Annotated in this window: 20 protein-coding genes; 13 read left to right on the plus strand and 7 right to left on the minus strand. The window is 47.0% G+C overall.

The window, feature by feature from the left end; translation table 11 throughout:
* The 5 genes from tssD to DXD78_RS05055 all read left to right on the plus strand — a co-directional run.
* The coding region (tssD, locus tag DXD78_RS21260) for a type VI secretion system tube protein TssD (RefSeq protein WP_304650830.1) at positions 1-199 on the plus strand (199 nt) is incomplete at its 5' end.
* 94 nt (positions 200-293) lie between these two features.
* Complete coding sequence (locus DXD78_RS05040) at positions 294-2,051, plus strand: type VI secretion system Vgr family protein (RefSeq protein ID WP_101602690.1); 1,758 nt, start codon at positions 294-296, stop codon at positions 2,049-2,051.
* Positions 2,052-2,090: 39 nt separating this feature from the next.
* Positions 2,091-6,317, plus strand: a complete 4,227-nt coding sequence (locus DXD78_RS05045; protein ID WP_101602689.1) for an RHS repeat-associated core domain-containing protein — start codon at positions 2,091-2,093, stop codon at positions 6,315-6,317.
* 16 nt (positions 6,318-6,333) lie between these two features.
* Positions 6,334-6,855 carry an SMI1/KNR4 family protein gene (locus tag DXD78_RS05050; protein WP_101602688.1) on the plus strand — a complete coding sequence of 174 codons (522 nt, stop codon included), beginning with the start codon at positions 6,334-6,336 and terminating at the stop codon, positions 6,853-6,855.
* Positions 6,856-7,137: 282 nt separating this feature from the next.
* On the plus strand, positions 7,138-7,389 hold the full coding sequence (locus DXD78_RS05055; RefSeq protein WP_101602687.1) for a hypothetical protein: 252 nt from the start codon (positions 7,138-7,140) through the stop codon (positions 7,387-7,389).
* An 802-nt stretch (positions 7,390-8,191) separates the two neighbouring features.
* Here DXD78_RS05055 and DXD78_RS05065 read toward each other — a convergent pair.
* The 5 genes from DXD78_RS05065 to DXD78_RS05085 all read right to left on the minus strand — a co-directional run bounded on the left by DXD78_RS05065 (position 8,192) and on the right by DXD78_RS05085 (position 12,373).
* Entirely contained in the window at positions 8,192-9,211 is a 1,020-nt protein-coding gene (locus DXD78_RS05065) for a hypothetical protein (protein ID WP_101602684.1), read from the minus strand.
* A gap of 15 nt (positions 9,212-9,226) precedes the next feature.
* Positions 9,227-10,816 carry a phage terminase large subunit gene (locus DXD78_RS05070; RefSeq protein WP_101602683.1) on the minus strand — a complete coding sequence of 530 codons (1,590 nt, stop codon included), beginning with the start codon at positions 10,814-10,816 and terminating at the stop codon, positions 9,227-9,229.
* Positions 10,817-10,819: 3 nt separating this feature from the next.
* Positions 10,820-11,254: a DUF5675 family protein gene (locus DXD78_RS05075; RefSeq protein ID WP_101602682.1), complete on the minus strand. Its 435-nt coding sequence runs from the start codon at positions 11,252-11,254 to the stop codon at positions 10,820-10,822.
* A gap of 341 nt (positions 11,255-11,595) precedes the next feature.
* Complete coding sequence (locus DXD78_RS05080) at positions 11,596-11,817, minus strand: hypothetical protein (protein WP_101602681.1); 222 nt, start codon at positions 11,815-11,817, stop codon at positions 11,596-11,598.
* Positions 11,818-12,196: 379 nt separating this feature from the next.
* A complete protein-coding gene (locus DXD78_RS05085; RefSeq protein WP_032532785.1) occupies positions 12,197-12,373 on the minus strand; it encodes a histone H1 in 177 nt (58 codons plus the stop codon).
* A gap of 919 nt (positions 12,374-13,292) precedes the next feature.
* Between DXD78_RS05085 and DXD78_RS05090 the strand changes: the two genes are divergently transcribed.
* The 8 genes from DXD78_RS05090 (at position 13,293) to DXD78_RS05130 (ending at position 22,701) form a co-directional block, all read left to right on the plus strand.
* Complete coding sequence (locus DXD78_RS05090) at positions 13,293-15,314, plus strand: LruC domain-containing protein (protein ID WP_009038283.1); 2,022 nt, start codon at positions 13,293-13,295, stop codon at positions 15,312-15,314.
* A gap of 145 nt (positions 15,315-15,459) precedes the next feature.
* Complete coding sequence (locus DXD78_RS05100; RefSeq protein ID WP_005837403.1) at positions 15,460-15,939, plus strand: hypothetical protein; 480 nt, start codon at positions 15,460-15,462, stop codon at positions 15,937-15,939.
* A complete protein-coding gene (bioA, locus tag DXD78_RS05105; protein WP_009038282.1) occupies positions 15,936-18,170 on the plus strand; it encodes an adenosylmethionine--8-amino-7-oxononanoate transaminase in 2,235 nt (744 codons plus the stop codon). The genes DXD78_RS05100 and bioA overlap by 4 nt, the downstream gene beginning before the upstream one ends.
* A gap of 34 nt (positions 18,171-18,204) precedes the next feature.
* Complete coding sequence (locus tag DXD78_RS05110; protein ID WP_009038281.1) at positions 18,205-19,395, plus strand: 8-amino-7-oxononanoate synthase; 1,191 nt, start codon at positions 18,205-18,207, stop codon at positions 19,393-19,395.
* A 6-nt stretch (positions 19,396-19,401) separates the two neighbouring features.
* On the plus strand, positions 19,402-20,091 hold the full coding sequence (locus DXD78_RS05115; RefSeq protein WP_005831127.1) for a pimeloyl-ACP methyl esterase BioG family protein: 690 nt from the start codon (positions 19,402-19,404) through the stop codon (positions 20,089-20,091).
* A complete protein-coding gene (gene bioC / locus DXD78_RS05120; RefSeq protein ID WP_005831129.1) occupies positions 20,076-20,852 on the plus strand; it encodes a malonyl-ACP O-methyltransferase BioC in 777 nt (258 codons plus the stop codon). Before DXD78_RS05115 ends, bioC begins: the two co-directional genes overlap by 16 nt.
* Entirely contained in the window at positions 20,852-21,499 is a 648-nt protein-coding gene (gene bioD / locus DXD78_RS05125; protein WP_005831133.1) for a dethiobiotin synthase, read from the plus strand. Before bioC ends, bioD begins: the two co-directional genes overlap by 1 nt.
* 29 nt (positions 21,500-21,528) lie before the next feature.
* The gene (locus tag DXD78_RS05130) at positions 21,529-22,701 is read left to right on the plus strand and encodes a glycosyltransferase (protein WP_117652555.1); all 1,173 of its coding nucleotides are present in this window, start codon (positions 21,529-21,531) and stop codon (positions 22,699-22,701) included.
* Positions 22,702-22,706: 5 nt separating this feature from the next.
* Here DXD78_RS05130 and DXD78_RS05135 read toward each other — a convergent pair whose 3' ends face one another.
* Together DXD78_RS05135 and DXD78_RS05140 are read right to left on the minus strand one after the other, a co-directional pair.
* Positions 22,707-23,951 carry an ABC transporter permease gene (locus DXD78_RS05135; protein WP_009038279.1) on the minus strand — a complete coding sequence of 415 codons (1,245 nt, stop codon included), beginning with the start codon at positions 23,949-23,951 and terminating at the stop codon, positions 22,707-22,709.
* A gap of 10 nt (positions 23,952-23,961) precedes the next feature.
* Positions 23,962-25,167, minus strand: a complete 1,206-nt coding sequence (locus DXD78_RS05140; protein WP_005837410.1) for a pyridoxal phosphate-dependent aminotransferase — start codon at positions 25,165-25,167, stop codon at positions 23,962-23,964.
* Positions 25,168-25,309 lie beyond the last annotated feature (142 nt).

Here is a 25,309-nt window from a genome sequence, read left to right on the forward strand (position 1 = left end):
GGAGGGAAAGATTGTCTACAAGAAAATCGAGGAGGATGCGAAGATGAAGGAAATCGAATTCAAGAACGCCTACATCGTACATTACAAGGAAACCCTCGATGTGAACAACGAAGTGCCAATGACAATTGCGCTGACCTTCTCGGCTGAGATGATCAACGTGGGGAACGCCGCTTTGGACAATCGCTGGCCGAAGAACTGATATTTTCAGATAATAGCACCGAATATTTATCCGTTGTCGTTTGTAAAAACAAGCGGCAACGGAAAATTTATCAATCTTTTAATATTCCGTTGCCATGCTGGAAGAAAAGAAAATATCAATAAACGTAGATGGTAATCCTCTACATTCGTTTCAACAGATAGTGCTGAAGCAGGTCATCAATAACCACCACTATTTCGAGATAAGCCTTGATATAGAGGTCGGAGAAGTTTATGCGGCACATTCTTTGGAAAAGGCTAAGAACTGGCTCGGAAAAAAGGTTTCCATACAGATGGGAAGCAATACATTTATGGGAATTGCCACCCATGTTTCCATGCACCGCTCTTCCGGAAACCATGGATATCTGCTTTTAAGCGGATACTCCACAACATATCTTTTGGAATCAGACTTGCATTGCGCTTCATGGCTGAACAAGACGCTTGCAAATATTGTCAATGAGGTCTGTGAAAAAGCGGGAGTAAAAGCACTTATCGCTCCTGAATATACAGAAAAAATAGAATATGAGTGCCAATACAGGGAAAGTAATTTTGATTTTATCAGAAGGTTGGCACGGCAATACCATGAATGGCTGTATTATGATGGGACACAGCTTATTTTCGGGAAACCCGCACTTTCTTCTGCAATTCCCTTAACATACGGGCGGAATCTCCATAGTCTTGATATCTCCATCCAGACCCTTGCCCGTCCGTTAGCCGGGCAGTCCTACCATTCACCGGACAATCAAAAATACGATTCCAGTTCCCCTGATGCGCCTAAAGGATTGAATGCTTTAGGAAATTCGGCATTCCAATCCTCCCTGTCTTTATTCAAATCACCGGCCAACCAGTCAGCCGAACCGCGGGTAGCCAACAAAGGAGAGCTTGATTCTTATTTCCAGAAAAAACAGCAGAGTGACACTGCCGCCTCTCACTTCATAACCTGTGAAAGCGACTACTATTTGCTGACAGTCGGAAGTGTCGTTGATATAACAACCGCCATACATGCGGAAAAGTCCATTTTTATGGAACAAAGCCTCGGTTCGTATATCATTACCGAGATTACCCACGTGATAGGTACGGGAAATAACTATTATAACAGTTTCACGGCCCTCAGTTCTACGGTTGCAAGCATTCCGGCTCCGGATGTACCTCTGCCCGTGGCACAGACCCAGCAGGCTGTGGTAATCAGCAATGACGATCCTAAGAAACAGGGCCGTGTGCAGGTAAAGATGCACTGGCAAACCGGAGGGATGCAGACCTCGTGGATTCGTGTAATGGCTCCGGATGCCGGTATGAGTGACAAAGTACCCTCGAACAGAGGTTTTGTATTTATTCCGGAAAAGGACGACCTCGTTCTTGTTGCCTTTCGTCATGACGATCCCAACCGCCCATTCGTGCTTGGAAGTTTGTTTAATGGAAAAACCGGAACCGGAGGAGACAGCGGGAACAAGAAAAAGAGCCTGACAACGAGAAGCGGCTGTACCATTACCATAGATGATGATGCCGGAAGTATTCTGATATCGGATCCGACAGGAAGCAAAGTCATGCTTAACGGAGACAAAACCATCACCATAGACTCGGAAGAAAAAATCACTTTACATTCCAAAGTGATTGAAATCTTTGCTGATGAAAAGGTCGACACCAAAGGAGACAAGGAAGTCTGTGTAAAAAGTGACAAGACATCAATTGAGGGAACTTCCGAAACGGAAGTTAAAAGTTCCACTATTGTAAAGACAAATGCACCGACCGTTGAAACGAATGGTACCCAAAGTGTTGCTATCAAAGGGACAACGGTGGATGTAGATGGAAAAACGATGACCAACATAAAGGGAGGAGTTCTGAATTTTAACATGTAGAGTTTTTAATGGAATAAACAGAAAAAACGGAAAACCATCATGCTTTTAGCCGACACACATATGACGACTGTAACGGGAGTTGACGTCCATACGACGACAGTTCCTCCGTATAATCCTATCCATCCTTATATCGGTATAGTGATTGATCCTGCGGACTATATCCCCTTTCTTGGGACGAATGTCACGATCAACGGTCTGAAGCGTGGTGTTTCCGATACGAGCGGTATTCTCCTGACCGGTTCCCATATTCCCCTGATGGGGGCATTTGCCATGGCTCCGGTCATCGGACATGAAAGCATGAACTTTTTCTCTTCGCAAAGTGTCTTTTCTGACGGTAGCCGCCTGAGTCCCAAGGGATACATGCTGATGACCTGTAACGATATAGGTCTTCCTCTCTCGGCAACATTTGGTAGCAGCAAGGCGGGAAAGAAAAAGCTGAAACCCACGCTGTTCTCGCCGACCTCCTTCTCCATACCCATGCCTACCGGCAAGCCCGTATTTGTGGGCGGTCCGTATATCCCCGATATCGGTGGGGCTGCAATGGGGCTGGTTTCCAGTATAGGTTTCAGCTCGCTTATGAAAGTGGCAAGAAAGAAAGGCAGCAAGCTTGGTAAAAAGATATTGACCGAATTCAATCATAAGGTACTCAAAAGTAAGGTGATGCAGAAAGTACCCGGTACCCAAAAGTTGTCCAAAAAACTCTGCAAGATGGGCTTTGAGCCTGTCGATCTTATCGGTGGCGTGGTAGTGTACGAGGGCATGGACTTCCATTTGCCTTCCCCTGTACCATTCGCATGGGAGCGCTCGTGGTACTCCGACTCCCTATATACCGGCTGGCTGGGACACGGGGTACACTGTCTCTATGACCGTAGCGTGCAGGAACTTCCCGAATTGGGGGCTGCCTCCCTACGTATGGAAGACGGACGTGCCGTGGCATTCCCGATGATTCCCCCTGGTGAAGATTTTTATCTACGTGAAGAACGCATGACCTTACGACATACGGATACGGGGTACGAAGCATACGACCATGATACCCAACTTACATCCGTATTCAATGTCAAGGAGCAGGGCGGCAAATCATACCGGATGAACCGTTTGATGAATCCGGATGGTCTTGGTATAGAATTTAATTTTTCCAATGGTAAACTTTCCGGCATCACTGATGCCGCAGACCGTCGGATAAGGGTGGAAACCGAATTGCGGGGCTTTATCACCCGTTTGTCCCTTGAGACAGACAAGGGTATGGAGACACTGGTGTCCTATGGGTACGACGATGACGGGAATATGAACACCATCACCGATGCGCTCGGCCAGACGACCCATATCGTTTATGACGGACACCTGATGGTGGAGAAGACCGACCGCAATGGGGACACTTTCTTTTGGGAATATGACAGCCTGGGGCGTTGCGTGCATACCTATGGTAAGGACGGCATACAGGAAGGACATATCGAATATCATCCGGAGAAAGGTTTTAACCTTGTTACCGATGCTACGGGCGGCGTGACGACTTACCGTTACCGTCCCGACCGGATTGTCACCTCTGTTGAAGATCCTCTCGGTAATACGACCCGGTATGAATACACGGAGCATTCCGAACTGTACCGGGTAATAGATCCCGAAGGGCGTGTGACGGGCTACGGTTATGACGCAGTCGGAAACCTTACTTCCGTAACCTATCCCGATGGTAGCGAGGAAACATACATATATGACGAGCAGGACCGACTTATTATCCATGTGGATGCATCCGGGAACAAAACACATCGGCTCTATGATGCCGAACGGGGACACCTTGTCACACGTACCATCGACCGCATGGGAGAAGTGACAAAGTTCGGCTATGATGATAACGGAATGCTCGTATCCATGACACGCGGAGATCGTGTGAGTGAATTGTCCTACGACAGCGGGTTCAACCTCTTGTCGTGGACGGAGAACGGAAAGATTCTCCGCCACTGGAAATATGACCATATGGGGCGTGTGACGGCCGAGTACTCTCCAAAGCTTCGTCCCGACAGTTTCGAGTATGATGCGCTTGGACGTGTCACGAGGGTCTATGCGCACGACGGCAATACCGTAGAATTGGGTTATGACGCCTATGAGAGCGTGACGGAAGCCCGTGATGCACACCGCCATGTGTATATGTCCTACACTCCTTTGGGAAGCCTTGCTTCACGTGTGGAGGATGGTAAGGAAGTACGCTTCCGTTACGATCGTATGGAGCGTTTAGTAGATGTGGTGAATGAACGGGGTGACACTTATAGCTTTATAAGAGATGCTGCGGGACAGGTTCACACAGAACGTGGTTTTGACGGTATGACCCGAAAATACACACGCAACCGTGCCGGGGAAACCATCCGTGTGGAGCGTCCCGGAGAACGATATACCGAATATGAGTACGATGCGAGGGGACGGGTATGTACCGTATCGTACCATGACGGGACAAGAGAGGAATACTCTTACGACAAGTCTGGTAATCTGACTATGGCAGCAAACGGCTCGGCACGCATCCGGCTGGAGCGTGATGCTGCGGGACGTGTAGTACGTGAGACCCGCTTGCTTCCCGGAGGCGACAGCCCGGTAGAGGTAGTTTCCGTGGAATCGGAATACGACCGTTATGGCGGACGTACAAAAGTACGTAGTTCTCTCGGTGCGGACATATCGCTGGGTTATGACAGTTTCGGTCTGGTCAGCAGTATAGATGCACGTGGTAATCATGCGGAAGATACACCCGCATGGCAAAGTGATATTCGCCGTGACGAAGCCGGACGTGAAGTGGAGCGTTTTGCCACCGGAGGTATCCGTGTCACAACGGACTACGATGATATGGGAATGGTTCGTTCCCGGAATGTTTACTCGGACGGACGACATACAGGCTTCCGCAGCTATCGGTGGGACGTCGGCGCACGGCTTATGAGTATGCGCTGTAATATGTTGTCGGAACCGGTGATGTTCGACTATGATGCTGTGGGCAATCTTATACGAGGCGACTATGGGATGTTCGACCGTATTTTCCGTACCCCGGACATTGTTGGCAACCTGTACAGAAATGAGAACCGCAAGGATCGTACATATGACCGTGGAGGACGTATCCTCAATGACGGGGAGTATAACTACCGATATGACTGTGAAGGCAATCTCGTGCAGAAAAGCCGTAGAAGTTTGACAAATATCCCAAAAGAAAGTAATAAACCGGGCATATTCCGTATCTTTGGTGGCGACAAAGCCTCGAAACAGGAATCTGAGACTTTGGCATGGCAACCGGGTGACACCTGTTACACATGGCTGGCAAATGGTATGTTGGGCAGCGTGATTACTCCAGAGGGCAAGACAGTAACTTTTGAGTATGATGCACTCGGCAGGCGAACGGCAAAAACCTCTGGAGGAATAACAAAGCAGTTCTGTTGGGACGGAAATGTGTTGCTGCACGAGTGGAGCATTCCAGAGATCGAGCGTCCGAAGCTTGTTACGGATGAAATGGGACGTGAAAGCTATGATCGTCAGGAAACGTTCTTTGACATTGTTACATGGGTGTATGACGGCATGTCGTTCACTCCTGTGGCAAAGGTAGCGGAGAACGAACGGTATACGATTGTGCAGGATTATCTCGGTACACCTACACAGGCGTATGACAGTAAGGGAAACCTTGTCTGGGAAATGTTGCTGGATGTGTATGGTGGTGTAAAGAGTTACATGGGTAAGCAATGCTTTATACCATTTAGGTACCAAGGGCAGTACGAGGATGAAGAAACGAATTTATACTATAATAGATTCAGGTATTACAATCCCAACAATGGAAATTATCTTTCGCAAGATCCAATTAAATTAAAAGGCGGTGGACGCTTATATAGCTATGCCCGGGATGTGAATACATCTATTGATATATTCGGATTAGATAGAGATCATATTATTTTTCTTTCAGATGGTGGTGGTGTTATACCTCCTCAAACTACTAATTCTGAAAATTTGCACGGAGTATTTACAATAGATGCTACAGGTTCTTATGTTAAGGATAGAGAAGCATTAGCAAATAAAATTGGAATAAATGATCCCGGTAGAAATTGGAGAGCACATCACATTGATTATGATCCTCAAACAAATACAATGAGAATGCAGTTTGTTCATCAAGACTATCATTCTTATTCACATGTCGGTGGAGCAGATGATTTTTACAAAGCTACTGGTTTCAAGTATGGTACCGATGAAGCTGTAGCTGAAGCTGCAAAGAGAAATGAATTAAAAGTGAAAGTAAATTGTTATAAATAATATAAAATTAAACAACATGTCAAATAAACCATTATTTATAAATAACCAAATTCCTTTTGAAAATCAATGGAAAAACTTGTCTATTAATGATATAGAAGAAGCTGTTCCCTATGATTTTTTTGGTAAAAAAGAATTTATAGAATTCTATTTAGTCACAAATGGGGGAAATTTTACAAAAGGAGCATATATTTATCGTGATAACTTTTATTCTATAACTAAAGGAGATTATAACTCTTTAGAAGTTGGTAGCTTCTTCAATATACCTTTAATTGGAGATAATGAAGATTCTGAATATACAATGTCTATTCCTGATGCCATTGATAGAAGACAAGGTCATTCTGATGAGTTTGATGAATTTACTCTATTTAACATCCCATTTGCTGATAATTTTGGAGATAATGACTTTTGGATTGATATTCAAACAGGAGAAATAAAATATGTAGATTATGAATCTTGTTATGATCCTAATGATGCAATTATTGTAGCACCATCATTTGTTGATTTCTGTCAAAAACTTCAAGATAAAAGACGATTGTAAAAGCCTCAATGACACTTCTTCTTTAAGCAAGAAAATCAAGTCAACCACGGATTCTTGTATGGATCATAATCCGTTTGAAACGTAGCCATTGTATCTGACTCTAATAGTTGGGTAGATATTTTTGGATTATTAAATGAATTTGGTGTTGCTGGTTACGGAAGTCCAGTTCATGCAAAAGATGGTTTTACTGCTCACGAATTATTACAGAATGCGTGGCTAAGGAACAATAATGTCATATCGGGTAGAGCAACTTCTAATACAGCAATTGCTTTACAAGAAAGTATGCACAAAAGAATTTCAAAATTACAAGCAAATTATGGTTTACATAACCCCAATGTATTAAAAGATCAAACAGCTTTACAGAACATAAATCGGAATACTGCGTTAACTCGTAGGGGAATTTATGAAGATTTAGTAAGTAGAGGATGGGACCCTGCTAATGCTAAAGCATTTGCTACTAAAAAAGCGATGGAGTTACGAGGCGAAGCAATAGACTTTGCAAATAATAATGGTTTAATTAAAGGATGTCATTAATATGTATTTGGTTGCTAAAATTAGTCAAGTGAAAGGAAAAAATATTGTTGGTCGAATTGGAGGATTAGAGGCTATAATTTCTATGTTTCTTTTCAAAACCCACAGAAGCCGGAGGAATATATCACAGTACTTGTCCCTCAAAGCTATGATGTTATGATTGATTGTAATATCTATCCTAATTGTTCTATTAAAGTATTTACTCACCCATTTTCTGAAGAAAGTGATAATATTGAATATACAATAAAACACATTAGAAAAAGCAATATTGTTGGCTATGAAAATAGTAATAAACCTCAATATTTAACATTCTCTGAATATCCAATATTGATACAAGAAGAAGATTACTATATAAAGGATCTAAATAAAGATAATTACATTTTTTTATACAAATAGATGAAGATTACTATCCAAATGATTTAATTGATGGTAATTATATCTTTGGATATGGAGCATTGTATCTATATAAAAATATTGATAACAATAAAATAATTGCAGGGTTTTGGCAGTATTCATAACTTGACAATGTGTATCAATTAAGAATTTATTTAAAGATTACAGTAGTATAACTTTAGTTTTAGGATTCGTTGTTTGGAGTGATAATTGAAATACTATTAATGGAGTTTATTAAAAAAAGAAGATAGTATGTTGGAAATTAATAAATAACCGAGATCAGCCGGATATGCTGTGAAGTAAAGAAACTACGGCCGGCACCGGTCATTCAACATGCAGGTTGCCATTGGCTATATCAAGATAAAAGACGATAGTAAAAACCTGAATAATACTTATTCTTGAAAAAAGGAAATCAAGTCAGCCACGGATTCTTGTACGGATCATAATCCGTTTGAAACGTTGCCATTTGCCAATCGGTCACAGGCTTCTTCTTTTCATCCAATTTACGAGGAATCTGCGGGTTGAGGCGTAGTTTAGCCGCATCATTCAGCCATTTCATGCTATCTTCGTAATCACGCATACGTACAACACTGACATTGTTCGGGGCAATCAATTTTGTAAGCTCATAGATTGCCAACCGAACCATGTGTTTCTTGAGATTATAATTGCGTGGATCATGCGGAGATAAATTCTGTCCAACAGTAGGGGTGTCTGCATTTACATCTGTTTCAGGATAGAATACATGTCCGTCGAAGACAATATATTCGTGTTCTGAAAGCTCATAGGCATTGTATTTCGGATCATAATCTGCGATAGCTCCCCAACAATCGGATTTCATAGGATCAAGATTATAATCGAAATTATTAAAAGTCATCAATGTATAGAATCCTCCATCGTATTCGACCACACTCCATAACGGATATTCAACAGGCTGCCATAAGGATGTTTCCATCTCTATCCAGCCGGTAACCATCGGAATACGAATATCATCGAACTTGTAGCCATTCTCTGAAAGACATGTATAGACAACTCCATTACAATTCACCTTATCGCCTGGATAATAGGTATTAAACTGGGAATAATTTATTACCTGTGCTATATCTGTATTGATATCGGAGCACTCTTCCCAATAAATAACTGTTGACGGCTTGCGATAACCACTGATGGAACGTATCACTTCATGAATTTGTCCTTCAAAGTAGATATGCACTCCCACCGGATAAGTAATGCGCCGGTCATAGTCGGCGATATATTTTCCTTTGGCGAGCTCTTTCTCCACTTCGTAATTCTCCGAGAGATATTCCACGATACTTATTTCTGCCGATTCTTCAGCCTGGACAAATCGCCCGTCATTGCCCCGTGTAAGCTGCGCAAGGGCTTCTTGAGTGATGATACCCAAATAATCGTTGTTATTGAGAAACCGTCTATACATATTCTTATTTCGTTGTTAATATGAAAATCCTTCCTGAATAACCGAGGTAGAAACCACATATCCGTTTCCGTCTCCGCCACTCTTAAACTTGTACCAACTGTCGCGCAGATAATAACATAGCAGATAGTCAAGGCAGTCGGACAAATGACCGTAACGCTCGTACTTTACACCGGTTTTCGGATCGGTAGTCTTCTGTTTATTCTTGGAACCGTCCTCGTTGCGGAGCTGATAAATCAAATCCTGTGTGAGCTTCCGACATTTGATGTCTATCTGTATTTCCCAGCCGTTGTAACCATCGAACACCTCGTTTACAAACTCACAGCGTGTCGCCTGCGGAGGCTGCTTTCGTAAAAGTTTTACTTTCGGGCGTAGAACTCCTTTACCAAAAGTGTCCGTAATGATGGTGTAGTTGTTAATTCCGTCCTCGTTAGTGGTGGAGCGCTGCAATCCGGATGGATCTCCTGTTACATCCACTCCGCCGATATGTTTGTCACGGTAAAGTTTCAAACGTACTTTTCGTGCCAATGCAGGTGTGTTATTTTCTTTTTCCTCCGGCTTACCGAGTATTTCCTCAAGTATATATACCTTCTTGTTGTCGTAGTCTATCTGTGAGGAAAGCACGGACATTTGGGGAGCGACGTTAAAATCCCAAACCGTAACAAGCGGTTTGGTAGGATCATATACTTTTTCTTTCAGCCCGGTAACAAGATGCCTGGAACCATCAAAACTGCGATAAATGGCCATATCGTTAGCTTCCACAAAGTCCCAGTTGCCATAAAGCAAGCGTTCCTTGGTGGCCTGATCCCGAATTTTGTTCAATGCAGCCTCGTAAACCTGACGAAAAGCAATATTCGGATTATCAAATACGGAAAACGGAATATAGGATTCACCTTCACGGCAAATAACTTTTTCACCATTCTCGTCTTGTACAAAACGGGAGCGCACCCAGTTAATCGTCGGATTGGTCGTGAGCAACATTCGTGGCGTCTTAAACGTTTCGTGGGTTCTCCAACGGAGACGGGAAAATAGCACCTCGACAGCCCGTTCGGAAATCTCCGATACCTCGTCCACCATAGCAATGGTATATTCGGACGAACCAAAACGTTCGAAGTTCGGGTCGCTGGGGATATCTGCCATCTCTTTCATGATAATAACCGAATCATTCCAGAATGTGAGTGTGCCTTCGAGATTGTTTATCTTGTAATTTATATCCTCTTTAAGTCCCCAATCTTTCAGTATCGACTTAATGGTATTCCAGGTCGATTCCTTCAATGATTTGAGTGTTTTACGGGCTACGACCGCACGAATATTCTCAAACCGGATACACGAGGATACCAACCATACGCTACCGATAAAAGACTTTCCGCCACCTGCCGCTCCGCCACCCAATATCAACTGTGGAAGATTTTGCGACCTACATTGCTTACATTGCGGCTTATACTGCGGATTCCTTTGCGGGTCGTAACCGACAAGGATTTGCTCTATTTCTCCACCGCAGTGGGGGCAATAATTAGGCTGCAACAACTTCCACAGTTCATATTGTCGTGGTGACGGTTTAAACTCGATATGCAGGTTTTTAGGCGGTTTGAGCCTGTTGACCGCCATTCCTTATACGATTTGAATGGTTATATCGGTTTCGGACTCAAGTATGGAATATAATTTCTGGAAAGTAGCACGGGATTCCAACACTTTCCCTTTAACCGTGTTATTTCCCACGATGATGCAGCCGGCAGAATCAGATTCGGTATTGCCGGAATGAATCAGGATACCGAGGAAATGGGGCACATCGTGCAGATACGGCATCTTTTTCTTATACTTGGGACTGTACTGAAGAGTGACTTTATATGTCCCAGCGGGAATGGCAGTTCTGGCATAGATCTTTTCCTTACAAGTACAAGAACAGCCATTAGGGGTATTAGGGCAAACAGCCGGAAGTTCTCTTACGGTATCTTCGATGGTGTTACAGAAAAATTTACCGTTGATGGACAAGTCGCCTATTGTATAGGTCGAGCCTCTGAATTTGCGATTGAGTGTTAGCTTCATACTTTGATACTATTTGTATCGAAAGAGTAGCGCCAACTATCGAATAGAGTTTATTGAGAATGTTTATAAGGTAAGATTTTAGAAAGTGATTATTGTCTTTGTTGTGTTGTAGGTACTCAATATCTAATGAAAAGTGTCAGAACCTCTTTAATAGACGGGGAAAAGTTTTTTCGTGGATTCGGCATTTTAATCTAATTAAAAAGTTGTATGAGATAAATCGTATATAACATCATAAAGAATATCGTCATAATACAATTAGTTACCCATAATATTCAGGCATTTCTCCGTCCAAGAGTTTTTAAGAATAGAAGAGGAATAGGATTTGTGTGTTATTCTGATACTTATAGCACTTTATACAAAGAAACGAGGGTTCTATTTTCTGTTTGAAACAAGAAATGACCGTTACTTAATATGCATTCATGAATATTGCTGTCATTCGGATCGGAGTCTAATAAACGCACAGCTTCATCTTTATCTATAACTTGCATCTCCACACCTTGTATTGTTATCAAAGTGGCATCTTTGGGAATCTTCATAAGTTCATTTAATAATGTACTTTTCATAATACTCTAATTCTTGGCCTGAAGTCCCGTCAAGCATTTTTATAATCAAAAGAAAACGTGGGACATAACTGTCGCACCGAGGTTCTGGTAAAACCTATCCGCAAACAAGTTAAGCCCACGCCAAAGCATAGGCGAAAACCGTTTGTCTTGCGGATGAATGAAATTTACCAGATTTCGGTGCATGACAAAAGCTAACGCTTTCTATTATTTTTTTTCTTTTGCAAAATATAAATAAAAACGAAATCCAACAATCAATGTAGTCTTATCAGTCTTTAAATATATGCAAAAGAAGTTCTGAGTTATTTTTTATCTTTCATAAATAAAAAAGTAAGCAACCAACATAAATTGTGACAGCTTTATTCTTTACTCAGAAAGAAAACTATTTTTTACTTGCCTCCAAAGATGCTTTACGGAACTCTTTAGCCAGTTTTTCCAATATTAAAGAATCCTTACGGGCACGAGTCCCGGCAGCCTTATTCTGTTTTTCCAATTGAAGCGTAGCATTTGCTTTAAACGTTTCATAAGTGTCCTGCATTTTTTCTAAAAGTTCTTTCATCGTTATTTTTATTTGAATTATAATATATCAGCAAAGATAGCAGATGATTGAAAGTTATTTTTTAGAATGCAGAAATTATTGCTTGATAGCACGAATATTTAACAAATAAATACATTTGTTTGTATATGGAAGATTGATTCCTAACATCAAGTTCCGGTTAACAAGATGTTTATATACAAATTCGATAACCTGAAAACAAGAATGGAGTATAAGGATTTAGAAGGTCGATTTTCCTATGTTTGATTGCCCTATGCGAAAAATATCATGAGATAAATGCACTGAATCATGGAAAATAGCTATATTTGCAAGGAGTGACAAATATAGGGCGTTTTGCTCTATTTTGTCACCCAAAGACAGATGAGGTATAGTACAGCTATTGGAGTTTCACTATAAAACTATTGCATTGAGATGAAATGCTCAATATTAATAGATTATGTAGTTTTTTACAGAAGTGACAAGGAAGGAAATTTGCTCTGTATAGGGGGATTTTCAGAAATAATTCATTTCTAACCTTTTAGAAGTTGTAAACTATATACATCCATCTTTGCGAAAATTTGATTATTAATTGTATTCATGTAGGCTAATATGCGATTTTTCGACTCAGCCACCTTAGTTTACATTTGATATTCAGCAAGTTAGGTGGTAAAAATAAGCTACCTGGGATAGATAGCCTTTTTTTATGCCCGCACCATTCGATTCATCCAATTAGTATCAATTCACTTTATACAACTTTTTAACCCACCAAAAGTGTTTTTAAACCCCAAAAGTTGTAGATTATAAATACTATGTTTATATTTGCAACATGAAAAAAGCGCTCGAGAAAATGTAGTATCTACAACTCGTCTGTGAAGTGGGTGGCGGTTGTGATATAGACAGCGTTCATAAGACAAACAAGCAAGCAATCTACAACAATAAAAATATGAAAGTTAGACTTATGACGAAAGTTAGTGCTGCAACCCTCATTTCAGCAATTGCCTGCAGCATATTCACGGGATGTACCGAAAAAGACCTATACAATCCCGAACGTGGAAAAACAGAACTAAAGCCGGAGAGCGAATACTTTGACTTTGCAACAACAGCCCAGGTAGCTTTTGACGTGAATTATGGAAAAATCGCAGGAGGCGCATTAATAGAGGTGTTTACAGAAGACCCCATCACCTATCAGACAAACAACCTCTACTCCATCAACGGCGAAGCGGTTTTTAAAATCTTTGCAGATGCAGACGGACGCTTCACCGGCAACGTAGAACTGCCCAAAGCGACAGAAAAGGTATATATCATCTCACAAAGTTGGGGAGCCCCCATGTGTGTGGAAGCGGATGTGGAAAACGGCAAAGTGGTGGTAGATATGACCGAGGACAATGCCAACACTCGCTCAGCTGCCATGACACGTGCAAAATCCAACCTGACTATCGACCTAAAGGATAGGAAGGAACGGGTATACTCCATCGTTGGATGGGGACAATCTCACGGTGAGATTATTGATAATAATGACATTGTAACTACGGGAAATTTCAATGACGGAACTTTAAAGCAGTTACAACACACACTGTGGAAAGGTTATGACAGCAAACCCAGCAATCTGGACAACAGAGCTTTGGTGAGCGATACAAAGCATGTGAACACCACCATTGCCCAAGCATATATCAACAACCAGGGACAACACGTAACGATTACCGATGCAGAACTGTATCTGACCTTCCTGACCGAACGTGCCGGTTACCTGACTTCCATCGGCTATTATTACTACAAGACCAATGAAATTCCCAACAGCCCTGACAAGGTAGACAAATTCATTATCATTCCCAATGCATCCATTGCAGGAGACGACCCGTATACCGGATGGTCTGGAAGTGGTAACAAATATTCCCGATATGACGCTCCCATACAGAAGAATACAAAAATACAACTTCTGTATCAGGACGAAAACGGTAATGTCTCCACCAAATTCCCGGCAGGATATACCATAGGATATTTCATCATCCCCAATGGATATACCCCCAATAAAGGTATCGACTACTCTATAAATTATATATATTCCAATAAAGAATGGAACAAGATATATGCAGGCCAACAAGCTCGCTTTATCTCCCTCTCCACCAGCAACGGCACGGTAGTCTACGGAGTAGAAGATGGCGATGATACCAGCTACGAAGACATACTGTTCTGTATCGATGCCAACCCCAATGAAGCCATTCAAGACCCGGACCGTCCGGTCATAGACCCGGAAGAGCCTACGGTGACGAGCTCCGAAACAACCTACCGCACGTATGCCTACGAAGACATCTGGCCCAATGGCGGTGACTATGACTTGAACGACGTGATTATCGAACACAAACGGGCCATTTCATTCAACAGCAACAATTATGTGCTGAAGGTGGAAGACACCTTTGTACCCGTACAGCAAAGTGGTGCCGCCACATACTCCAACGCATTTGCCGTGCAATATGTGGCCAGCCAGCGAGGCAGCATAGAACTGCCTGCCGGAGCAGTCGATGAAACAGAGACCTCTTCTGTCATCCTATTCCCCGATGCAAAGTCTGTGCAGGGCAACGAATTTACCGTAACCCGTACATTTGCAGACAACACATTGCCTAAGAAGAATCTGGAGAGCGACTTGAACCCGTTCATCATTGCCCAGTATACAGCCGGAGCCGACAACCGGACAGAAGTGCATCTGCCCAAGAAGAAAGCGACCGGTAAAGCCAACGCAGAGCAAATCGGAGCCGAAGACGATGCCTACTACATCAACAAGGACGGCAAATATCCATTCGCCATCATGCTGCCGGCCACAACCGGCACGGAAGGCCCCATCCGGTTCACTCCGGCAAAGGAAACCGTACGCATCGACCTGGAGTATCCCGATTTCGCCAAATGGGTAGAGTCCAATGGTGCCACCAATAATGACTGGTATCTCTACTACCAGTCGTCCAAAGAGTGAAATCCTACGACATTGCTTAAAGAAGAGCCGCGCAATAGTTGCATTTGCGCGGCTTTTTCATGCATGACCATTACCGTTATGAAATTATTTTTTCTACATTTGCATCCGCTAAAAGGAAACAAAACCGCATCAGGCTGAAAAAAACATGAGGAATACATCACCCGCCGCACCTACCATCCGCTTCCGCCGCTGGAGCAGAAAAGCCTACGCTGCATTTGCCAGCATAGGACGGTGTGTCACCATCGGTTGCCTGCGCAAAAGCGTGGCAGACAGCTCTCTGTCCAAACAGAAGACTGCGGGAACCGCCGGACATGCCGGATGCGGGGAAGAGAGTACCTGGAAAGGAGAAACGGAAGGAAGGGAAACCGACACCGGCATTCCGCTGGGTAGCAGCAGCGTCCTGACAAGTATCCTCACGGAGCCGGGAACGAACCGGCACATTCTTTTTGAAACACAATTCATCCGCCCCTGCGGGAATACGGGCGGACAAGACACATATAGCCTGAAACAAAAGAGAACAAGAGGTACGGATTACCGGAAGCCATGCAGCAGAATGACGAGCTGCACCGCCCCGGCAATCCGTACCTCTGTCTTTATCCATGAACATAACCCAAGAAAGATATGACCCTACAGAAATTAAAGGAACAAGTGCTGCGCGGCAGCCACATCAGTAAGGAAGAAGCCGAATGGCTGGCTGTGCAACCCGACAAGGAAGCGCTATACGAAGCTGCCCACGAGATAACCCGGGCCCGAGCCTCGGAGGAGTTCGACATGTGCTCCATCATTAATGCCAAGTCCGGACGATGCCCGGAAAACTGCAAGTGGTGTGCACAGTCGTCGCACTACAAAACCCAGGCAGACGTGTACGACCTGGTGGACAAAGAAGAATGCCTGCGGCATGCCCTGCATAATGAAGCCCAGGGCGTGGCACGTTTCTCGCTGGTGACCAGTGGACGGAAGCCCTCCTCCAGAAACATGGAGAAACTGTGCGAAGCCGCCCGGCACATGCGCCGGCACTCGTCCATCCAGTTGTGCGCATCACTGGGACTGCTCAACGAAGACGAAATGCGGGCACTGCACGACGCAGGCATCACCCGCTATCACTGCAACCTGGAGACAGCCCCCTCCTACTTTCCCCAACTGTGCAGCACGCACACGCAGGAAGAGAAGCTGCGCACCCTGCAAGCCGCCCGCAACGTAGGCATGGACATCTGCAGCGGCGGCATCATCGGCATGGGCGAGAGCATGGAGCAACGCATCGAATTCGCCTTCACACTGCGCGAGCTGGAAGTACAGTCCATCCCCATCAACCTCCTGAGCCCCATCCCCGGCACACCGCTGGAACGGCAGGCACCACTCAGCGAGGAGGAAATACTGACCACCATCGCCCTCTTCCGCTTCATCAACCCGACGGCTTTCCTCCGCTTTGCCGGAGGACGCTCGCAACTGAGCAAGGAGGCCGTAAAGCAAGCGCTACACATCGGCATCAACTCCGCCATCGTGGGCGACCTGCTGACAACGCTCGGCTCGAAAGTGTCGGAAGACAAGGTACTGATAGAAGATGCCGGATACCGGTTCTGCGGCTCGCAGTTCGACAGAGAGCACCTATGGCACCCCTATACCTCCACAACCAACCCGCTACCGGTGTACAAGGTGAAGCATGCCGAAGGCGCCACCATCACCCTGGAAAGCGGAGAAACACTCGTAGAGGGAATGTCGTCGTGGTGGTGCGCCGTCCACGGGTACAACCACCCTACACTGAACCGGGCGGCAGAGGAACAGCTGGGCAAGATGTCGCATGTGATGTTCGGAGGGCTGACACACGACCCTGCCATTGAACTGGGCCAGTTGCTGCTACCGCTTGTCCCGCCGTCCATGCAGAAGATATTCTATGCCGACTCGGGCTCGGTGGCAGTAGAGGTGGCCTTGAAAATGGCCGTGCAGTACTGGTATGGCAAGGGAAAGGCGAAGAAGAACAATTTTGTGACTATCCGTTCGGGCTATCACGGGGATACATGGAATGCCATGTCTGTCTGCGACCCGGTGACGGGCATGCATTCGCTGTTCGGGGCATCATTGCCGATGCGCTATTTCGTGCCGCAGCCGCGCTCGCGCTTCCACGGCGAATGGGATGAACGGGATACGGTGGAACTGCGGAAACTGGTAGAGGAGCATCACGAGGAACTGGCAGCGCTTATCCTCGAACCTGTGGTGCAGGGCGCTGGCGGCATGTGGTTCTACCACCCCCAGTACCTGCGCGAAGCGGCACAGATATGCAAGGAACATGGCCTGCTGCTGATATTCGATGAGATAGCCACGGGCTTCGGACGGACGGGAAAACTCTTTGCCTGGGAGCATGCGGGTGTAGAACCGGACATCATGTGCATAGGAAAGGCCATAACGGGCGGATACATGACGCTGTCTGCCGTACTGACGACGAATGAAGTGGCGGATACCATCTCCAACCATACGCCGGAGGTGTTTATGCACGGACCCACCTTTATGGGAAACCCACTGGCATGCGCCGTAGCGTGCGCTTCGGTGAAGCTGCTGACCTCGCCCGAATACGACTGGCAAGGCAAGGTGACTCGCATCAGCCGGCAACTGCAAGAAGAGCTTGAACCGGCACGCCGATTACCGCAAGTGACGGATGTACGTGTGCTGGGAGCCATCGGGGTGATTGAGACAAAAAAGCCCGTAGACATGGCGTGGATGCAAAAACGCTTCGTTGAGGAGGGAATCTGGGTACGCCCGTTCGGAAGATTGGTATACCTGATGCCTCCGTTCATTATAGAGCCGGAACAGTTGAGGAAGCTGACGGGAGGGTTGATGAAAATTATACAGGAAATGAATTGAGAGGATAAAGGGAAAATTATTATATCAAGAATTTATGAACGTAACTAACTATATGCAGCAAGAGCTGCAAACATTGAAAGAACACAGCAACCTGCGCCGCCTGCCGCAACTGACACACGAGGGACGCACGGTTGTAGCCGATGGCCGGCATATGCTGAACCTTTCGTCCAACGACTATCTGGGTCTGGCTGCCGACCGCCAGCTGAAGGAAGAATTCCTGCAGACACTGACACCGGACACCTTCCTGCCGACTTCCTCCTCCTCCCGCCTGCTGACGGGGAACTTCGGGATTTACGAAGAACTGGAGACGGAACTCGCCACACTTTTCGGCACAGAGACAGCACTGGTGCTCAATAGCGGCTATCATGCCAATATGGGGATTCTACCCGCCGTGAGCGATACACAAACCCTGATACTGGCAGACAAGCTGGTGCATGCCAGCATCATCGACGGCATCCGCCTATCCACCGCACGCTGCATCCGCTTCCGCCACAACGACCTGGTACAACTGGAACGCCTGCTGGAACAACACCATGCAACATTCCGGCAATTGATTATCGTCACAGAAAGCATCTTCAGCATGGACGGTGACCAAGCCGACCTCACGGCATTGGTGCGTTTGAAAAAAAGATACTCCAACGTACTGCTCTATGTGGACGAAGCCCATGCATTCGGCGTAAGGGGACTGCGCGGTCTGGGCTGCGCCGAAGAAACCGGATGCATCCGGGATATAGATTTCCTCGTGGGCACCTTCGGCAAGGCAGCGGCGTCTGCCGGCGCATACATCGCCTGCTGCCGGACGATACGCGAGTATCTCGTCAACCGGATGCGAACCCTCATCTTCACCACGGCATTGCCTCCGACAAGTATTGCCTGGACACTGTTTATCGTGCGGAAACTTGCCGGAATGCAGGACCGCCGCGAGCATCTGGCAAGAATCAGCCGGACGCTGCGCGAAGCATTACAAGCCAAGGGGTACGGATGCCCTAGCGCAAGCCATATCGTCCCCTTGATTATCGGCCCCAGTGCCGACACTGTGCTGTGCGCAGAGTTGCTGCAGAGGCATGGGTTCTATGCACTGCCGGTACGCCCGCCCACAGTGCCCGAAAGGACATCACGCATCCGCTTTTCGCTGACGGCAGACATACGGGAAGATGAGATTGGAGAACTGATACCCCTTATTCCCCTAAAGGAAGAGAGGAATACTAACGCTATACGATTCTAAAAACAGATGAAACAAAGTTACATTATACACGAGCATCATCCCCGGCTATTGCTGTTCTTTGCCGGCTGGGGAGCCGATGAGACGCCTTTCAAAATGTATCGTCCGGCAGCCAGCGACTTCATGGTGTGCTATGACTACCGCACACTGGATTTTGACGCCTCCGGACTGGAAGAATACCGCGAAATCAACCTCATCGGCTGGTCTATGGGGGTATGGGCGGCTTCGCAGACCGTGCCACAGCTCTCATCGCCAGGTACGTCCGGCGAAGGTATCCATATGGCAAACAGCATCGCCATCAACGGAACGCCCTACCCCATAGACCAGCATATGGGCATTCCACCCGCCATCTACCACGGGACATTGGACGGACTGACTGGGGCTTCACTGCACAAATTCCTCCGCCGCATGTGCGCCAACGGAGCAGCCTTCAAAGCTTTCCTGGAAATCACTCCCCGCCGTCCGCTGGAAGAGTTGAGAGATGAGTTGACGGAGATTGAGAAGATGTACCACACACTGCCTGCTGCCACCTTCCATTGGCAGCAGGCAGTAACGGGAGGCAACGACCGCATCATTCCACCAGCCAACCAGCTGCAAGCCTGGGAAATACTCGGCACCCCCGTACTGCAAACGGAGGATGCCCACTACCAGGAAGAGTTATTCAGACATTACCTGCAAGACCTATGGACAAGCCACTGAACCCGATGGACAAACAACTGATAGCCGCCCGCTTTGCCAAAGCCCGGAATACCTATACCCGGGAGGCCCGCGTGCAGCAACAAGTCGCCGAGAAGATGATGCAGCTCATAAAGGAACCATACACACGTTTCCGCCGTGTCGTAGAGTTTGGCTGCGGAACGGGAAGCTACTCACGTATCCTCCTCCACACCTTGCAACCGGAAGCTCTGCTGCTGAACGACTTGTGCCGGGAAATGGAGGAGTGCGTCAAGGAACTTTGCGACGGCACTACCGTGCAGTTCGTCCCCGGTGATGCCGAAGCCATCGACTTCCCCGGAGAAACCGACCTGATAACCTCGTGCTCCACCCTGCAATGGTTCAACGACCCAGGTGCTTTCTTCACCCGCTGCCACCAAGCACTGGTGGCAGACGGCCTGCTTGCCTTCAGCACCTTCGGCGCCACAAACATGCACGAAATACGCCAACTGACTGGGCACGGGCTGGACTATCTCTCCGTTGAGGAGCTGCAAGCCCTGCTGTCTCCCGGTTTCGATATTCTTCATGCCGAAGAAGAGGTGATATCCTTGCCCTTCCCCACTCCCCAGGCAGTGCTGAAGCATCTGAAGCAAACCGGAGTCACGGGTACGGAAAAAAGGATGTGGACGCGTAGTCGCCTGCAATCCTTCTGCAAAGAATACACAACCCGGTTCAGTGATGCCGCAGGCAACGTAAGCCTGACCTATCACCCTATTTATATCATCGCACGAAAAAAAACAAAATAATGGAAACAAAAAACATCTACTTCATCAGCGGCATTGATACAGATGCCGGAAAAAGCTATTGCACCGCCTGGTACGCCCGTGAGCTTATGCAACGCGGCCTGCGCGTCATCACCCAAAAATTCATCCAGACCGGCAACACCGGTCATTCCGAGGACATCGACCTGCACCGCCGCCTCACCGGAACCGGCTACCTGCCGGAAGACAAAGAGGGGCTGACCATGCCCGAGATATTCTCCTATCCCTGCTCTCCCCACCTCGCCGCCCGCATAGACAAGCGCCCGATAGACTTCGGAAAAATAGAGCGTGCCACCAGGGAACTTTCCCATCGCTATGATACCGTGCTCGTAGAAGGCGCCGGCGGTCTGATGGTTCCCCTTACCGAAGATTTCCTGACGATAGACTACATTGCGGAGAAGCAGTACCCGCTTATCTTTGTCACCTCCGGAAAGCTGGGCAGCATCAACCACACCCTGCTGAGCTTCGAAGCCATCAAGAACCGGGACATCGCGCTCGATACGGTACTCTACAACCTCTATCCCACGGTAGAGGACAAGACTATCCAGGAAGACACGATGAAATACATCAAGCAGTATTTGTCCAAGCACTTTCCCGGAACAAAGTTTGAGGTAGTGCCGGAAATTGTGTAAATTTGCAGCACATAAACGTCCTACTGCACATGGAAGCATTTACATTAGATTCAACTGAAATTATCGTACTCGCTACGGCGGGTGGTCTGTTCCTTATTCAAATTATCTACTACCTCTGTCTCTACAACCGTATTCATGCGCGCAGCCGTGCCGTGAAGCAGGGAGACACGCACTTCACCCAGGAACTGCCCCCCATATCCGTCATTATCTGCGCCCGCGAGGAATCCGAGAATCTGCGCCGCAACCTGGGCGCCGTGCTGGAGCAGGACTATCCCCTATTTGAAGTCATCGTCATTAACGACGGCAACACTGATGAGAGCGAAGATTACCTGACCATCCTCGAGGAGAAATACCCCCATCTCTACCACAGCTTCGTGCCCGATTCCTCCCGCTACATCAGCCGTAAGAAGCTGGCTGTGACGCTTGGAATCAAGGCCAGCAAATATGAATGGCTGGTGTTTACCAATGCCAACTGCATGCCCCAAAGCAACCAATGGCTGCGACTGATGGCACGCAACTTCACATCACGTACCCAAGTGGTGCTGGGATACAGCGGCTACGAACGCGGCAAAGGCTGGCTGCACAAACGGGTGGCATTCGACAATCTGTTCACTTCCATGCGCTATCTGGGATTTGCCCTGGCAGGCAGCCCCTACATGGGCATCGGGCGTAACCTGGCCTACCGGAAGGAACTCTTCTACCAACAGAAAGGATTCTCCGCACACCTCAACCTGCAACGGGGAGACGACGATTTGTTCATCAACCACGTGGCTACCCCGGAGAACACGCGGGTAGAAACGGATGCCAATGCCATTGTGCGCATGCAGCCGCTTCTGCGTACCAAGGACTGGAAAGAAGAGAAAATAGGCTACGCCTCCACAGCACGGCTGTATCATGGAATGCAACGCTGGCTGGCCGGTTTTGAGACCCTGACCCGCCTGGCATTCCACGCATCCTGGATAGCCGCGATGGTCATCGGCATTCTGCACTTCCACTGGCTGGCAGCAGGCGTCGCTTGTCTTTTGTTCCTGTTCCGTTTCACCCTGCAGGCCGTCATTGTCAACAAGACCGCCCGCGACCTGGAAGAACAACGTAGATATTACTTCACACTACCGGCTTTCGACCTATTGCAGCCGATACAGTCTTTACGTTGGAAATGGTACTGTCTGTTCCGCAAGAAAAGCGATTTTCTGAGAAAGTGATTCTCTTATTCGTAACGGATGGAAGTTGCCGGATGGATGCGTGTAATCAGGAATGATGGGCCCAGCAACATCAGGACCGAAGCCAGCAATGTGCCGGCATTCAGCAGCAGGAACAGCCAGATATTGAAAGATACCGGAACAGTAGCCATGTAATAGGTTTCAGGGTCGAGCTTGAACAAGCCGGACCAGCGCTGCACGAAATAGAACGCAAGGCCGATTATGTTCCCCCAAAGCATGCCTTTCCCAATGAGGAAGACCGAAAACCAAAGGAAGACTTTACGGATGGTAAAGTTATTGGCTCCCAAAGACTTCAGCACGCCTATCATGGAGGTACGCTCTATGATGATAATCAGCAGGCCGGATACCATGGTGAAACCCGCCACCCCAATCATCAGAATGAGAATGACCCAGATGTTGACATCCAAGATGCCCAGCCAGGCAAAGATTTGGGGATTGAGCTGCTCTACATTACGGACGCAATACTCGGCACCATAGCGGTCGGGATTCTCATCCGTATCGGCAGCTATCTCATAGGTGGTTTCTTCCAGCTTGTCATAATCGCGTATTTCCAGCTCCACACCGCTCACCTGGTCCGGCTCCCAGTTGTTCAGGCGATTCACCAGGTAGAGGTCGGTAAGCAGGAATAGGTTGTCGTATTCGGAGAAGTTGGTTTGGTAGATACCTGCAATCTTCAGGCGGCGGGCACGCACATCGTCCTGGATGAAGTAGGTGTCTATCTTGTCACCGAGTTTCAATTGCAGCTTGTTGGCAAGAGACTTTGAGATGACTACGCGGTTGGACGAAGCGGAATCGCTGAATTGCGGAAACTCCCCCTCCAGCAGATGGCGGTGGAAAAAGGTGCTGTCATACTCCTGCCCCACACCTTTCAGCACCATTCCCTGAAAGGCATCGGCGGTCTTTATCATCCCCGGCTTGGTGGAGTAGCGTTGTACATGCTTCACTTCGGGATAATCGGAAAGCGCAGCCATCATGCTGTCGCCCACCACCACCGGGCGCGTCTCATAAGAGCGTGCAGCATCCAGGTTGCCTATCTGGATATGGGCACCGAAACCCACGATTTTATCCCTTACCTCGCTCTTGAAGCCAACAATGACGGACACGGCAATAATCATCACCGCCAGTCCGAGAGCAATACCCACCATGGCAATAAGGACAGCCGGACGGGAAACTTGCTTGCCCGGCTCCGAGTTGCGATAAATGCGCAACGCTATAAAGCGAGATAAGTTCATAAATTAATCCCTAATCCTTCATTTCTCTTCCCGGATAGGCTTCCAATGCTTTTTGCAATACAAACAAGGCGCGGTTCAAGTCGTCTTTCTTCAGTACGTATGCGATACGCACTTCGTTGCGACCGGAACCCGGCGTAGTATAGAATCCGGACGCAGGCGCCATGAATACCGTCTGTCCCTCGTATTCGAACTCCGACAGACACCAGGCACAGAACTTGTCCGAATCATCTACCGGAAGCTTTGCCACCGTATAGAATGCTCCCATCGGGATGGGCGAATATACGCCCGGTATACGGTTCAATCCGTCAATCAGGCATTTACGGCGTTCTACATATTCATCGTATGTGTCGCGCAGATAATCCTCACCGGCATCCAGCGATGCTTCTGCGGCAATCTGGCCAATCAACGGAGGACTGAGACGTGCCTGGCAGAACTTCATGACAGCATCCCGGATTTCCTTGTTCTTCGTTATCAGGGCACCGATGCGGATGCCGCACTCCGAATAGCGCTTGGACACGGAATCAATCAGCACCACATTGTTCTCAATGCCCTCCAGATGGCAGGCAGAGATATAGGGAGAACCCGTATAAATAAATTCACGGTACACCTCGTCCGAGAAGAGGAACAAATCGTACTTCTTCACAAGGTCGCGAATCTGGTTCATTTCACGGCGTGTATAGAGGTAACCCGTAGGATTGTTGGGATTGCAAATCAAAATAGCACGCGTGCGCTCGTTAATCAACTCCTCGAACTTCTCTACCTTGGGCAACGAGAAACCCTCTTCGATGGTCGTGGCAATGGTGCGTATCTTGGCTCCGGCAGAGATGGCAAACGCCATATAATTGGCATAGGCCGGCTCGGGAACAATGATTTCATCCCCCGGATTGAGGCAAGCCAGGAAAGAGAACAACACCGCCTCCGAGCCGCCGGAAGTGATGATGATGTCGTCTGCAGTCAGATTGATATTGTACTTTGCATAGTAACCCACCAACTTCTCGCGGTAACTGCGATATCCCGCACTGGGACTGTATTCCAGAACTTTCCGGTCGATGTTCCGTATCGCTTCAATCGCGACTTCCGGAGTAGGCAGGTCGGGTTGACCGATGTTCAGGTGAAATACATGTATACCCCTCTGCTTGGCAGCATCTGCCAGAGGAGCCAGTTTTCTGATAGGAGATGCGGGCATCTCCATTCCGCGAATAGATATTGTTGGCATGAGGTTTATTTACTATTTGACGATTTATGATTTACTATTTAATAGAGTATTTATAGGTGATATTGCTATCACTTTATCATTAAAGTTGCAAATGTAGCGAATTATTTGAAACCAAAAGGAAGGCAAGACCATAAAAACTTTA

It is taken from the genome of Bacteroides sp. D20, from assembly GCF_003436255.1.
GTDB classification, from domain to species: Bacteria; Bacteroidota; Bacteroidia; order Bacteroidales; family Bacteroidaceae; genus Bacteroides; species Bacteroides uniformis.

Excerpts from the sequence above, each read along its gene's own strand:
- DXD78_RS05040 (WP_101602690.1), top strand. The coding sequence starts at position 294 with ATGCTGGAAGAAAAGAAAATATCAATAAACGTAGATGGTAATCCTCTA.
- DXD78_RS05045 (WP_101602689.1), top strand. The coding sequence starts at position 2,091 with ATGCTTTTAGCCGACACACATATGACGACTGTAACGGGAGTTGACGTC.
- DXD78_RS05050 (WP_101602688.1), top strand. The coding sequence starts at position 6,334 with ATGTCAAATAAACCATTATTTATAAATAACCAAATTCCTTTTGAAAAT.
- DXD78_RS05055 (WP_101602687.1), top strand. The coding sequence starts at position 7,138 with ATGCACAAAAGAATTTCAAAATTACAAGCAAATTATGGTTTACATAAC.
- DXD78_RS05065 (WP_101602684.1), bottom strand. The coding sequence starts at position 9,211 with ATGTATAGACGGTTTCTCAATAACAACGATTATTTGGGTATCATCACT.
- DXD78_RS05070 (WP_101602683.1), bottom strand. The coding sequence starts at position 10,816 with ATGGCGGTCAACAGGCTCAAACCGCCTAAAAACCTGCATATCGAGTTT.
- DXD78_RS05075 (WP_101602682.1), bottom strand. The coding sequence starts at position 11,254 with ATGAAGCTAACACTCAATCGCAAATTCAGAGGCTCGACCTATACAATA.
- DXD78_RS05080 (WP_101602681.1), bottom strand. The coding sequence starts at position 11,817 with ATGAAAAGTACATTATTAAATGAACTTATGAAGATTCCCAAAGATGCC.
- DXD78_RS05085 (WP_032532785.1), bottom strand. The coding sequence starts at position 12,373 with ATGAAAGAACTTTTAGAAAAAATGCAGGACACTTATGAAACGTTTAAA.
- DXD78_RS05090 (WP_009038283.1), top strand. The coding sequence starts at position 13,293 with ATGAAAGTTAGACTTATGACGAAAGTTAGTGCTGCAACCCTCATTTCA.
- DXD78_RS05100 (WP_005837403.1), top strand. The coding sequence starts at position 15,460 with ATGAGGAATACATCACCCGCCGCACCTACCATCCGCTTCCGCCGCTGG.
- bioA (WP_009038282.1), top strand. The coding sequence starts at position 15,936 with ATGACCCTACAGAAATTAAAGGAACAAGTGCTGCGCGGCAGCCACATC.
- DXD78_RS05110 (WP_009038281.1), top strand. The coding sequence starts at position 18,205 with ATGAACGTAACTAACTATATGCAGCAAGAGCTGCAAACATTGAAAGAA.
- DXD78_RS05115 (WP_005831127.1), top strand. The coding sequence starts at position 19,402 with ATGAAACAAAGTTACATTATACACGAGCATCATCCCCGGCTATTGCTG.
- bioC (WP_005831129.1), top strand. The coding sequence starts at position 20,076 with ATGGACAAGCCACTGAACCCGATGGACAAACAACTGATAGCCGCCCGC.
- bioD (WP_005831133.1), top strand. The coding sequence starts at position 20,852 with ATGGAAACAAAAAACATCTACTTCATCAGCGGCATTGATACAGATGCC.
- DXD78_RS05130 (WP_117652555.1), top strand. The coding sequence starts at position 21,529 with ATGGAAGCATTTACATTAGATTCAACTGAAATTATCGTACTCGCTACG.
- DXD78_RS05135 (WP_009038279.1), bottom strand. The coding sequence starts at position 23,951 with ATGAACTTATCTCGCTTTATAGCGTTGCGCATTTATCGCAACTCGGAG.
- DXD78_RS05140 (WP_005837410.1), bottom strand. The coding sequence starts at position 25,167 with ATGCCAACAATATCTATTCGCGGAATGGAGATGCCCGCATCTCCTATC.